The organism is Pseudomonas sp. 1912-s (assembly GCF_029269205.1).
GTDB lineage: Bacteria > Pseudomonadota > Gammaproteobacteria > Pseudomonadales > Pseudomonadaceae > Aquipseudomonas.
The window spans coordinates 340,450-353,170 of record NZ_JARIXR010000002.1; the positions used below are offsets into that span (position 1 = coordinate 340,450).

Consider the following 12,721-nt stretch of genomic DNA (forward strand, 5'->3'; position numbering starts at 1 on the left):
CGATTAGCTTGTACGGCTCACACGAGCCGATTTTCAGGAGCTAAACCCATGGATATCATTCGCATCATCATCGCCATTCTGCTGCCGCCACTGGGTGTGTTCCTGCAAGTGGGTTTCGCTGGCGCGTTCTGGCTGAATATTCTGCTGACCTTGTGCGGCTACATTCCGGGCATCGTGCATGCCGTGTATATCATCGCCAAACGTTAACAGGCCTCAGCCTTTCGCGATCACCCGTGAGTTGCGCTCATTGCGAAAGGCCAGTTGCTCGATGGTCTGGGTGGCATGCTCCGCTTCCTCGCGGGCCTGGAGGATCATCCCGTGATGCTCCGATTTGCTGCACACCGGGTCGGCGTTGCTGGCATCTCCGGTCAGCATGAACGCCTGGCAGCGGCAGCCACCGAAGTCCTTTTCCTTCTCGTCGCATGAGCGGCATGGCTCGGGCATCCAGTCATAGCCGCGAAAGCGGTTGAAGCCGAACGAGTCGTACCAGATGTGTTGCATGCTGTGGTCGCGAACGTTGGGAAATTGCACCGGCATCTGTCGGGCACCGTGGCACGGTAGGGCAGTGCCGTCCGGGGTCACCGTCAGAAAGATACTGCCCCAGCCATTCATGCAGGCTTTCGGGCGCTCCTCATAGTAATCCGGCGTGACAAAAATCAGCTTGCACGGGTGGCCTTCGGCTTCGAGCTTGGCGCGGTACTCGTTGGTGATGCGTTCGGCGCGCACCAGTTGTTCCCGGGTCGGCAACAGGCCGACCCGGTTGAGCTGGGCCCAGCCGTAGAACTGGCAGGTGGCAAGCTCGACAAAGTCCGCTTCCAACGCAATGCACAGCTCGATGATGCGGTCGATCTTGTCGATATTGTGCCGATGGGTGACGAAGTTCAGCACCATCGGGTAGCCATGGGCTTTCACCGCCCGGGCCATTTCCAGTTTCTGTGCGAAAGCCTTTTTTGACCCCGCCAGCAAGTTGTTCACCTGCTCGTCGCTGGCCTGGAAACTAATCTGGATATGGTCCAGCCCAGCCTTCTTGAAGTCGCTGATCTTCTGCTCGGTCAGGCCGATGCCGGAGGTGATCAGGTTGGTGTAAAAACCGAGTTTGCGCGCCTCGGCGATCAGTTCGGCGAGGTCCTGGCGCACCAGCGGCTCACCGCCGGAAAACCCCAGCTGCGCAGCGCCCATTTCCCGGGCTTCGCGAAATACCTTGATCCACTGTTCAGTGCTCAGCTCCTTGCCCTGCTCGGCGAAATCCAGCGGGTTGGAGCAATACGGGCATTGCAGCGGGCAGCGGTAGGTCAGCTCGGCCAGCAACCAGAGCGGCAGGCCGATTTCCGGCTTGGGTGGCAGGTCAGGCAAGTTCGATCCAGTGCTGAGCACGGGCAACCTCCATGAATTGCTCGATGTCTTCACCGAGTTCGGGCACACCCGGGAATTGCTGGTCCAACTCGGCGATGATCGCGCTGACGTCGCGCTCGCCATCGATCAAACCACCGATCAATGCGGCGCTGTCGTTGAGCTTGATCATGCCTTCCGGGTACAGCAGCACATGGCCTTTTTGGGCCGGTTCATACTGGAAGCGATAGCCCTGGCGCCAGGTCGGTTTTTTGCTGCGATCGAAGCTCATAGGGTGATCCCCTTATGCCATACACGCTGATCAGTCACGCTGTGGTACGGCGGGCGTTTCAGTTCGTAAGCCATGCTCATGGCATCGAGCATGCTCCAAAGAATGTCCAGTTTGAACTGGAGAATTTCCAGCATGCGCTCCTGGCCTTCGCGGGTGGTGTAGTGCTGCAGGGTGATGGCCAGACCGTGCTCCACATCCCGGCGGGCCTGGCCCAGGCGGGTGCGGAAATACTCATAGCCAGCCGGGTCGATCCATGGGTAATGCTGTGGCCAGCTGTCGAGGCGCGACTGGTGGATCTGCGGCGCGAACAGCTCGGTCAGGGAACTGCTGGCGGCTTCCTGCCAGCTGGCGCGGCGGGCGAAGTTGACGTAGGCGTCTACCGCAAATCGTACGCCGGGCAGTACCAATTCCTGGGAGCGCAGTTGATCCGGGTCCAGGCCGACTGCCTGGCCCAGGCGCAGCCAGGCTTCGATGCCGCCGTCCTCACCGGGGGCACCGTCGTGATCCAGCAGGCGCTGGATCCACTCACGACGGATCTCCCGGTCCGGGCAGTTGGCCAGGATCGCGGCGTCCTTGAGGGGAATGTTCACCTGATAATAAAAGCGGTTGGCGACCCAGCCCTGGATCTGTTCGCGGGTGGCACGGCCTTCATACATCGCCACGTGATACGGGTGATGGATATGGTAGAAGGCGCCCTTGGCCCGCAGGGCCTGTTCGAACTCGGCGGTGGTCAGCGGTGTGTCAGTCATTTGGCTCGCTCCTACAATTCAATGCTCATGCCGTCGTACGCCACTTCCACATTGCGCCGCAGCAACTCGGCTCGCTCGGGCGAGTCCTCATCCAGGATCGGGTTGGTGTTGTTGATGTGGATAAGCACCTTGCGCTGCTTGGGCAACTGCTCCAGCACTTCCAGCATGCCGCCGGGGCCGTTTTGTGCCAGGTGGCCCATCTCGCGGCCAGTGCGGGTGCCGACGCCACGGCGCTGCATTTCGTCGTCATCCCACATCGTCCCGTCCACCAGCAGGCAATCGCTGCCGGCCATGATCTCCAGCAACGGCCCGTCGACCTTGCCCAGGCCTGGAGCGTAGAACAGCTTGCCGCCGGTGCGCAGGTCTTCGACGATCAGGCCGATGTTGTCGCCCGGGTGTGGGTCGAATCGGTGAGGCGAGTAGGGCGGTGCTGCGCTGCGCAGGGGCAACGGCGTAAAGCGCAGGTTGGGGCAGGCGGGAATCGTGAAGCTGGCGTCCAGCTCGATGCGGTTCCAGGCCAGCCCGCCGTTCCAGTGGGTCAGCATGGTGAACAGCGGGAAGCCGGTGCTCAGGTCTTCATGGACCATGTCGGTGCACCACACCTGGTGCGGGCAGCCTTCGCGCAGGCTGAGCAGGCCGGTGGTGTGGTCGATCTGGCTGTCCATCAGGATGATCGCGCTGATGCCGGTGTCCCGCAGGGCGCGGCCGGGTTGCATCGGGGCGAACCCTTGAAGCTGGGCGCGAATGTCCGGCGAGGCGTTGCACAAGACCCAGTTCACGCCGTCATCGGAAATCGCGATGGACGATTGGGTGCGCGCCTCGGCCCGCAGGCTACCGTCGCGAAAACCTGCGCAGTTCACGCAGTTGCAGTTCCATTGCGGGAAACCACCGCCCGCGGCGGAACCTAGAATCTGGACAAACATGGCCGCTCCATTACACACAACTCAAAAATAAAAACGCCCCGGGCGAGCCGAGGCGTTGCATTGCGATACAAAGCCAATCAGCGGCTGGCAAAGTACATGGTGACTTCAAAGCCGATACGCAGATCAGTGTAAGCAGGTTTGGACCAAGTCATGTTCTTACTCCTACGAAGGGATGGGACGTTTACTACCAAGTAATACATATAGTCCACCTCCAAGCGGAGATGTTCAGATGTGTGCGTGTGAATGTTACGTACTTCTTTTGAAGATAGCGCTGTCCTGTGGGAAAAAGCCTTTTACCGAAGCGGCAATGATCAGCCTGATCATTGCCAGATACCGGCGCTGCGCGGGCCATTGGCCACGCAGTGCCAGCCGCCTGCAGCCGCATTGAGTTGCTGTGCGGCGTCCATTAAATCCTTGCGGGTGCGGGTCTGGATGAAATCTTGCAACTGATTGATGTAATCCGACGGGTGGCCCGCCAAATGGGCGTGCCAGAGCAGTTCAGCGGCTTGGGCGGTGGGCAGGGCATCGAGGGCAAATTGCCGGGCCAGATTACCCGGCAGTTCGCTGCTGTTGATCAGGGCGGGCAGCTGTTTCAGGAACGTTTGCAGATGATCGAGAATTTGCGCAAGGGAGGCGCTGGGAGATTGCACCCCGAACAGCAGCCCGGTTTGCCCATTGAACTGTCGGATGCCGCTGAACACCGCGTAGCCCAGTTGCAAATCGACCCGTAGGCGCTGGTAGAACGGCGCCTGCATCAGGTGGGCAAGCAAACGCCAGCATGCTTCGTCGGCCAGGGATTGGGTCGGTGTCGGGCAGAACAGCAGCAACGCGGCGTCGGTGGAATCGGTACTTACCTCGTGCCAACGGTGCTGGCCGCCGGATGAAGGACGTTCAGTGACGGCTGTTGCCGGTTGGCCGGGCAGTTTCCCGGCAGCAGTTTTAATGGCCTCTTCGCCGCTGGCGGGCAACCCTACTGCAAGCCCTTGCCAGCGGGCCGTTGACCATCGGTCCTGATGAGGTGTTGGGTTCGCGGGCGTGATGCCTGCGCAACAAGAGGGCAATGCCTTGAGTAACTGCCGGATGGCCATTGCCGGTGCCGCATGGGTGGGTGCTCCAGCTTTTTCATCAAGTTGTATCAGGCTGCGCGCCACTTCTGCCAATACCGCCGGCATGGGGTCGTGAAGCCCGACCATTTTCAGTTGCCAATGATTGCCAATGGTCTCGAAGGCAAGTTCGACGCCCGCTTGGCTAGCGTTCTCGCGCAGGCGTGGGAAAAGGTCTGTGGGTAGCGGCGAATTCAGCTGCCAGCGCAGGTAAATCGCCCCCTCGTCTGTGTCACCTGGCAACGCCTGGCTGAAGGTCAGCGCCGAAAGATCCTTTCGTCCACGGGAGCGATCCTGGGCGAACGTGCGCAAACCACGATGGGCGCTGGTTTGGCCGCGAATCAGCCCAGGGCGTTCCTCCCGGGCTGCCGGACGCAGGAACGGATTGTCAGGTGGCAGTTGCCAGGCGTGCCGGGACGGCGGCAGTTGCAGCGAGTCCAGCAGCGCCTTGAGGGACGTGGCGCTGTGCTCGGACAGGACCGGCTCGCTGTCCCGCCGGGCCAGTGCCAGGGCGCCGCTGACCTGTCGTTTGCGCGCGAGCAGCAAGGCGTACTCTTCCCGCAGCAGCGTCCAATCGCTGTGTGCGAAAAAGCTCAACCAGTCGTGCAACAGTTCTTCGATCACGGGGGGTTGCCGGGCACCGAGCGTGTCCAGGGTGAACTTGATATCCAGCAGCGCCTGGCCGGCGAACTGATACAGCACCGTCGCGCTGAGGGCGCTGACCCACTGTCGCGCCTGCAACTCGGCGAGCAACCCACCCGGGGCCGAAGCGTTCAGCCACAGGCACAGGAAATCCAGAGCTTCAGGGGATGCTTCGCTCACCACCACCTGATGCCAGTGGTGTTCATTGGTGTGTTGATAGGTCCGTTGAATGCCGGCCAGCAACGCGGGTGCAGGCACCTGTGGCTTCAGCGGTGCAGTCTTCAACGCAGCGCCAAACTGCTTCGCCAAAGCCTCCAGCTCCGCCAGTGACTGAGGGCCCGCCAGGCTCAAGGTCATCTGCCCGGTCTGATAGAAGCCTTCATAAAAATCCCGCAACGCCTGCTGAAAATCCTCACGCTCCACCGGCAAGCTATCCCGGTTGCCCGCATGAAACGCCCGCAGCGGATGACCCGCCGCAACGCCTTGCAGCAACGCCTGTTGCTGTTGGGCCGTGGCATCTTGCGACCAGGCGATAAATTCCGCGTGCAACACTTCGCGTTCGCGCAACTGGTCTTCCGGGGCCAGGCGCGGATGGGCGAGCATATCCCCCAGGCGCTCCAGCGCCGCATCAAATGCCGGAACCGGCACCTCAAAGAAAAAGTCGGTAGTGCGTTCGCGAGTGCTGGCGTTGACCTGGCCACCCTGACGCTGCACGTAAGCCATCAGCCCTTCATTTGCAGGAAAACGCTCAGTACCCAGGAACAACAGATGCTCAAGGAAATGCGCCAGTCCCGGCCACGCCAAGGGCACATCATGACTGCCCGCTGCAACGCGCAAGGCCGCCGCGCAGCGCTTCAAACGCGGCGCATGATGCAAGGAAACCTGCAGGCCGTTGGCCAGGGTCAATTGAAGGTGATGAGGGTGGGCCGGCGCAGGCATGGGCACTTCCGAAACGTAGGAAGTGCCTATGCTAGCGCAAACCTGCCGGATCAGTGCTTGTGCAACGCACCGTAGAGCTCCGGGCGACGGTCCAGCAGGTAGCGATTGGCCGCGCGGGAGTCGACCATCAGTTGGCGATCCAGAGTGCCGACAATCAACGCTTCATCAAGGCCCGCCTGGGCAATCCGCTGGCCATCCGGTGCGGCGATGCTGCTTTGCCCGCAATACTGGATCTCGCCTTCCTGGCCGCAGTAATTGGCGTAAGCCACATAACACTGGTTTTCAAAGGCCCGCGCCCGCACGGTGACATCGGCGACGAAATCGAAGGGCACCATATTGGCCGTCGGCACCAGGATCAACTCCGCCCCCGCCAGCGCCAGGCGCCGAGTGTTTTCCGGGAATTCCAGGTCATAGCAGATCAGGAACCCCAGCTTCCAGCCGTTTAATTCCACCAGCGGCAACTCATCGTCTCCGGGGCTGAACATCGAGTGGTCGAGGTCGCCAAACAGGTGGGTCTTGCGGTAGTTGCACAGGCGCTGGCCGTTGGCGTCGATCAACTGCACGGCGTTGTAGATCTGCCCGTCAGCCCCGCGTTCCGGATAACCATAGAGAATCGCCACACCCGAGTTTTTTGCCAGCGCGGCGATGGACTGCGCAGACGGGCCGTCCTGAGCTTCCGCCAGGGCGCCGACCGCTTCTACGCCGATGTTATAGCCGGTGAGAAACATCTCCGGCAGCACCAGCAGGTTGGCGTCGGTAGCCTCTTGCGCCAGTTGATGCAGGCGCTTGAGATTGCCGGCCACGTCCAGCGGCAAAGGCGGGCATTGATACAGGGCGACACGCATGGGCAACTCCTTACTCGGGCAGTGCGATCGGCCCGATTTCATCGAACACATCGCCCGGCCCCGGGTTCTGTGGGTGAGTGCTGCCACCGAAGTGAGTCATGATGCCCCACACCGCGTTCAGCGAGGTTTGCACCGCGCCTTCAACCCACGCAGGCGTCCACGACACGTCGTCACCGGCAATGAAAATACCGCGTTGCTCTGCCGGCATGTCCTTCTGCATGAAGTGCGCGTACATCCGCTGGTTGTAGCGATAGTGGCCAGGCAACGCGCCCTTGAAAGCACCGAGGAAATGCGGGTCGGCTTCCCACGACACAGTGATCGGATCGCCAATGATCCGCGCGGCAATATCGACTTTCGGGTAGATCTTTTTCAGCGCATCGAGGGCCAGTTTTACGCGCTTTTCGATCGGCTGCGGGAGCATTTTCAGGGCGTCGCTCATCCACGAGTAAGACAGGCAAATCACTCCCGGCTTGTCGTCACCATTGTCGAACAGATAGGTGCCACGGGTCAGGCGGTCGGTCAGCGTCATGCTCATCAAATCGCGGCCGGTTTCCGGATCCTTGTCCTTCCAGAATGGCCGGTCGACCATCACGAAGGTCTTCGACGATTGCATGTAGCGGGTGCGGTCGAGGGCCATCCACATCTTCTGCGAGAACAAGGTTTCGTCGCACTCGATCTGGGTGGTCAGCAGCCAGCTCTGGCAGGTGGTCAGCACGGCGGCGTATTCACGGGTGTCGCCGTAGTTGTCGGTGACAGCGAAACGGCCGTCGGGGGCGTGGGCAATGCGCTTGACCCCGGCCCGTGGCGCGCCGTGGTGTAAGGAACTGAGGCTGGTGCCTTCGGGCCAGTGGGCACAACGCTCCGGCACATGGCGCCAGATGCCCATGGGTACCTGGGCGACACCGCCGACCACCAGGTGCTGGTGGTCGTCGCAGTTGGTCATCACCACGCGGAAGATTTCCAGCATCGAGTTGGGGAAGTCCGAGTCCCAGCCGCCGGTGCCGAAGCCGACCTGGCCGAACACTTCGCGGTGATGGAAGGACAACTTGGCGAACGCCTTGGAGGTGGCGACGAAGTCGTAGAAGGTGCGGTCGTCCCACAACGGAACCAGCGTATTCCACAGCTCTTTCAGGCGCGGTACGTCACGGTCGCGGATGGCTTGCTGGATATCGGCGAACTGCGATCCGGCTTCCAGGGCGTCGGCCCAGGCGTCAGCCACTTCCTGGAACAGTGCAGGAAGGTCGGCGAGTTTCTGTGCGTAGTGAGTCTGGCCCTCGAGGTCGATGACCGTGCTGCCGGAAGCGGGCGTCAGCGGGTTGGGAAACGGTTTGGTCTCCAGCCCGAGTTTGTCCACGTAGTGATAAAACGCGGTGGACGACACCGGGAAGCGCATACCACCCAGCTCGGCAATGATGCCTTCGGCGCCTTCAAACGCCTGGGAACGCAGGCGGCCACCCATTTTCGAGGCTTCGTACACCACCGGTTTCAGGCCCAGCTTCATCAGCTCGTAGGCGGCCACCAAGCCGGCAATCCCGGCGCCGACGATCGCCACTTCGGCGCCATGGTTGGCCGCTGGAATGCTGCCCAGACCGGCCGGGTGCTCGATCCAGTCATCGAAGGCGAACGGGAAGTCCGGGCCAAAGATGGTGATCGGTTTTTTACCGTTGGCAGGGTGGCGATTGGGCTTGCTGATGGTGCTGGAAGGAATGCTCATGGCTGACCTTGCTGGCGACTCGGCGGGGCGCGACCCGCTGAGTATAGGAAAAGATGGCAGCCATTCTAGGGAGCGTAGCGTTCGTTAATAAGACGCAATGTGTCGTCGGATTGAATTGTTTTTAGTCAGAGTGACGAAGGTGCTGGTCAGATTGGTTGCCCGCGATCCAGTTTGTTACTGAGGATGATCGAGGTGGTGGTCTTCTCTACACCGTCGACACTGCCGATCTGGTCCAGCAGTTGATCCAACTGCTCCGGCGAATCGGTGCGCAGCCAGGCCACGTAATCGAACTCGCCGCTGACCGCACACAGTTGCTGAACCTGCGCCATGGCACTGATCCGGCGCAGCACTTCCTTGCCCGAGCGCGGTTGCACGGTAATCCCCACGTAGGCCTGTAAACCGCCATCCACCACCCGCTGGCTCAGGCGTACGCCATAGCCGGTAATCACTTGGGTTTTTTCCAGGCGCGCCAGGCGCGAGGTGACGGTGGTGCGCGCGATGCCCAGTTGCCGGGCGAGCATGGCCACGCTTTCGCGGGCGTTGATCTGCAACGCGGCGATCAACTGGCGATCGATTTCATCGAGGACGGGAGGGTGAGAGGCGGGCAAGGTGTTCTCCGGCGCGGGCATCAATGGGCAAGCATGTTACAGGCTCATTCCCCTTGATGCTCGCGGCGGCGTTTGGCTCAGTTGTGCAGGAACTGCGGGTAGTTGTCCGGGGTGACCAGCTGGGTCGGAACCCATACATCGCCTTGCAGGGCGGCGTGCTTGATGAGCATCAGCGCCGCGTCCACCGAGCCCGCACCGATCGCCACCGGGTCGCGGAATACGGTCACTGCCAGTTGGCCTTTCTTCAGCGCCTGCAAACCGTCCGGCGTGCCGTCGATGCCGCCCACCAGAATGTCCTGGCGCCCGGTCTGGCGCAGGGCCATGGCGGCGCCAATGCCCATCTCGTCATTGTTGGAGGCCACGGCATTGATGGTCTGGCCCTTGGTCAGCCATTCATTCATCAGGTCCATGCCTTTTTCCCGCTGCCAGTCGCCGGACTGTTCTTCAACGACTTTGATCTCGGGGTACTTGGCCAGCACATCCTTGACGCCACTGGTGCGTTTGCCGGTGTCGCTGTGGGCGAGGCGCCCGAGGATGATCGCCAGGTTGCCTTTGCCGCCCATCTTCTCGGCCAGGTATTCCATCTGCATCCGGCCAATCGCGCGCTCGTCGGTGCCGACGAACACGACGCCCGGCGGGAAGGTTTCAACCTCGGGGCGACTGTTCATGTACACCAGCGGGATCCCGGCGGCGTTGGCCTTTTCGGTGATTTTACGGGTGGCGGCGGTGTCGGCCGGGTTGACGATGATCGCGTCGACTTTCTGGCTGATGAAGCTTTCTACTTGGTTCAACTGGCGGACCACGTCGCTGGCGGAATCTTCCACCTGCAGCTTGACTGCATCGGGCGAGGCCTTCGCTCGGTCCTGCATGGCCTGCACCAGGTAGGAAACGTAGTTATCAAACTGTCCGACCGATACCCCAATGCGCAATTCAGCATGGGCAGCGGTGGACAGCAACAGGGCACAGGCACAGCCAAGCAGGCGCTTCATGACAGGTTCCTTTTTATTGTTTTAGTGCGACAAAGATTCTGAAACAAACATTATTGGAAATAAAATTCCACTTCAAGTAAGCCCCAGAATTTATTTTCGCCGCTGATCGAACACTTTAATTTGGGTCAGATTGTTAAAAGTAACTATTTGGTACATTATTTCCCGTTAGGTATACGGGAAGGACGTTTGCGAAATGAATAACTTTGGGGCTGCCACCGGCAGCAGATTTTTGCTGATGGGGCTGGGCCTGCTGATCGCGTTGATCGGCCTGGGTTTGGCGGGCGGTGGCGGTTACCTCGTGGCGCTGGGTGGCAGTTGGTATTTCCTGCTGATGGGCCTGGCGATGCTTGTCTCCGGCCTGCTGATCGCCAAGCGCAAGCCTCAAGGCGCGTGGCTATACGCCGTGGCCTTGGTGCTGACCGCGATCTGGGCAGTGTGGGACACGGGCCTGGAATACTGGCCTTTGGTGTCGCGGGTCCTGACCTTTGCCGTCATCGGCCTGGTGGTCGCACTGATTTATCCACAACTCGCCCGCGCCTCGGGGTCGACACCCGGGCGTGGTGCCTATGGTGTCGCCGGGCTGCTGGGCCTTGGCGTGGTCGCCACCCTGGCGTACATGTTTGTGCCGACTCACGTGGTCAAGGCCAGCAGTGAGCCTGCGGTGACTGCGGTGACACCGGGCACCGAGCAAAAAGACTGGGCCCACTGGGGCAATACCACCGCCGGCAATCGGTTTGCCGCGCTGGACCAGATCAACAAAGGCAACATCGACAAGTTGCAGGTGGCCTGGACCTTTCACACCGGCGACATCCCCGAGAGCAACGGCGCCGGCGCCGAAGACCAGAACACCCCGCTGCAGATCGGTGACAGCGTTTACGTGTGCACCGCCTACGGCAAAGTCTTCTCCCTGGATGCCGACACCGGCGCCCAGCGCTGGAAATTCGACCCACAGGGCAGCGGTCCCAACTGGCAGCGTTGCCGGGGCCTGGGTTATTTCGACAGCAGCGCCAGCGAGCAACCGGCCAGCGCTAAAGCCTGTGTGAAACGTCTGTTTCTGCCGACCGGCGATGCCCGGTTGATTGCGATCAATGCTGAAACCGGCGCGCCCTGCGAAGACTTCGGCGACCACGGCACCATCGACCTGAAAACCGACATGGGCGAAGTGAAGGCTGGTTATTACCAGCAAACCTCGACGCCACTGGTGGCGGGCAATGTGGTGATCGTCGGCGGCCGCGTGGCAGACAACTTCTCCACCGGCGAACCGCCGGGCGTGGTGCGCGCCTTTGACGTGCACAGCGGCGAACTGGTGTGGGCCTGGGACCCGGGCAACCCGAACACCACCAAACGGCCACCTGCGGGCGAGACCTACACCCGGGGTACGCCGAACGTGTGGTCGGCCATGTCCTACGACGCGAAGCTCGGCCTGGTCTACCTGCCCACCGGTAACGCTACCCCGGACTTCTTTGCCGGTGAGCGTACTGCCTATGACGACAAGTGGAGTTCCTCCATCGTCGCCATCGACGTGAAGACCGGCCAGGTGCGCTGGCACTTCCAGACCACGCACCATGACCTGTGGGATTTCGACCTGCCGGCGCAACCGCTGCTCTACGATATTCCGGATGGAAACGGCGGCGTACAGCCGGCCCTGGCTCAAGTCACCAAGCAAGGTGAAATCTTCCTGCTCAACCGCGAAACCGGCGTGCCCATCGCCCGGGTCGAAGAGCGTCCGGTGCCTCAGGGCAATGTGCCCGGCGAGCGGTATTCGCCGACCCAGCCGTTCTCGGTGGACATGCCGTCGATTGGCAATCAGCAACTGACCGAATCCGATATGTGGGGCGCCACACCGTTTGACCAGTTGATGTGCCGCATCCAGTTCAAAGGCATGCGGCATGAGGGCGTCTATACGCCGCCTGGCCTGGACCGGGCGCTGCAATTCCCGGGTTCGCTGGGCGGTATGAACTGGGGCAGCGTGTCGGTGGACCCGAACACCAATTACATGTTCGTCAACGACATGCGCCTGGGTTTGGCCAACTACATGATCCCGCGCGACAAGATCGCAGCCGGTGCCAGCGGCATCGAGATGGGTGTGGTGCCGCAGGCCGGTACGCCGTTTGGCGCCATGCGTGAGCGCTTCCTCTCGGCAGCGGGCATTCCGTGTCAGAAACCGCCGTTCGGCACGATGTCTGCGATAGACCTGAAAACCCACAAGCTGATGTGGCAAGTGCCGGTGGGCACGGTTGAAGACACCGGGCCGCTGGGCATCCGCATGCACATGCCGATTCCGATTGGCATGCCAACCCTCGGCGCGTCGCTGGCGACCCAGTCTGGCCTGTTGTTCTTCGCCGGTACCCAGGACTTCTACCTGCGCGCGTTCGATACCGGCAACGGCAACGAAATCTGGAAGTCCCGGTTGCCTGTCGGTAGCCAATCCGGGCCGATGACCTACGTGTCGCCCAAGACGGGCACGCAGTACATCGTGCTCACCGCCGGCGGCGCGCGACAGTCGCCGGACCGCGGGGATTATGTGATTGCCTATGCGTTGCCCAAGAAATAGGGCCTGAAAAAGCCGCACGGATGTGCGGCTTTTT

At 61.4% G+C, this 12,721-nt stretch carries 12 protein-coding genes; 2 read left to right on the forward strand and 10 right to left on the reverse strand.

Annotated features, from left to right (window positions below; all coding sequences use genetic code 11):
• Nucleotides 1-48 precede the first annotated feature (48 nt).
• Entirely contained in the window at nt 49-207 is a 159-nt protein-coding gene (locus P3C29_RS04350) for a YqaE/Pmp3 family membrane protein (RefSeq protein WP_003211049.1), read from the forward strand.
• 6 nt (nt 208-213) lie between these two features.
• Here P3C29_RS04350 and pqqE read toward each other — a convergent pair whose 3' ends face one another.
• The 10 genes from pqqE to P3C29_RS04400 form a co-directional block, all read right to left on the reverse strand.
• Nucleotides 214-1,353, reverse strand: coding sequence for a pyrroloquinoline quinone biosynthesis protein PqqE (pqqE, locus tag P3C29_RS04355; protein WP_275963994.1), 1,140 nt, complete (start codon nt 1,351-1,353; stop codon nt 214-216).
• A complete protein-coding gene (pqqD, locus tag P3C29_RS04360) occupies nt 1,346-1,621 on the reverse strand; it encodes a pyrroloquinoline quinone biosynthesis peptide chaperone PqqD (RefSeq protein ID WP_177043234.1) in 276 nt (91 codons plus the stop codon). Before pqqD ends, pqqE begins: the two co-directional genes overlap by 8 nt.
• Entirely contained in the window at nt 1,618-2,370 is a 753-nt protein-coding gene (pqqC, locus tag P3C29_RS04365) for a pyrroloquinoline-quinone synthase PqqC (RefSeq protein WP_003211042.1), read from the reverse strand. Before pqqC ends, pqqD begins: the two co-directional genes overlap by 4 nt.
• Before the next feature lie 11 nt (nt 2,371-2,381).
• A complete protein-coding gene (pqqB, locus tag P3C29_RS04370) occupies nt 2,382-3,293 on the reverse strand; it encodes a pyrroloquinoline quinone biosynthesis protein PqqB (protein WP_010167410.1) in 912 nt (303 codons plus the stop codon).
• A 77-nt stretch (nt 3,294-3,370) separates the two neighbouring features.
• A complete protein-coding gene (gene pqqA / locus P3C29_RS04375; protein ID WP_003194766.1) occupies nt 3,371-3,445 on the reverse strand; it encodes a pyrroloquinoline quinone precursor peptide PqqA in 75 nt (24 codons plus the stop codon).
• A gap of 168 nt (nt 3,446-3,613) precedes the next feature.
• Nucleotides 3,614-5,977 (reverse strand): pyrroloquinoline quinone biosynthesis protein PqqF, encoded by a 2,364-nt coding sequence (pqqF, locus tag P3C29_RS04380; protein WP_275963964.1) that lies wholly within the window; start codon nt 5,975-5,977, stop codon nt 3,614-3,616.
• A 50-nt stretch (nt 5,978-6,027) separates the two neighbouring features.
• A complete protein-coding gene (locus P3C29_RS04385; protein WP_275963965.1) occupies nt 6,028-6,822 on the reverse strand; it encodes a carbon-nitrogen hydrolase family protein in 795 nt (264 codons plus the stop codon).
• A gap of 10 nt (nt 6,823-6,832) precedes the next feature.
• On the reverse strand, nt 6,833-8,515 hold the full coding sequence (locus P3C29_RS04390; protein WP_201126243.1) for an NAD(P)/FAD-dependent oxidoreductase: 1,683 nt from the start codon (nt 8,513-8,515) through the stop codon (nt 6,833-6,835).
• Between the two features lie 167 nt (nt 8,516-8,682).
• Nucleotides 8,683-9,165 carry an Lrp/AsnC family transcriptional regulator gene (locus tag P3C29_RS04395; RefSeq protein ID WP_050543199.1) on the reverse strand — a complete coding sequence of 161 codons (483 nt, stop codon included), beginning with the start codon at nt 9,163-9,165 and terminating at the stop codon, nt 8,683-8,685.
• Nucleotides 9,166-9,221: 56 nt separating this feature from the next.
• Nucleotides 9,222-10,133, reverse strand: coding sequence for a sugar ABC transporter substrate-binding protein (locus P3C29_RS04400; RefSeq protein WP_201125521.1), 912 nt, complete (start codon nt 10,131-10,133; stop codon nt 9,222-9,224).
• Nucleotides 10,134-10,326: 193 nt separating this feature from the next.
• Here P3C29_RS04400 and P3C29_RS04405 point away from each other — a divergent pair, with 193 nt between their 5' ends.
• The gene (locus P3C29_RS04405) at nt 10,327-12,687 is read left to right on the forward strand and encodes a glucose/quinate/shikimate family membrane-bound PQQ-dependent dehydrogenase (RefSeq protein WP_275963966.1); all 2,361 of its coding nucleotides are present in this window, start codon (nt 10,327-10,329) and stop codon (nt 12,685-12,687) included.
• Nucleotides 12,688-12,721 lie beyond the last annotated feature (34 nt).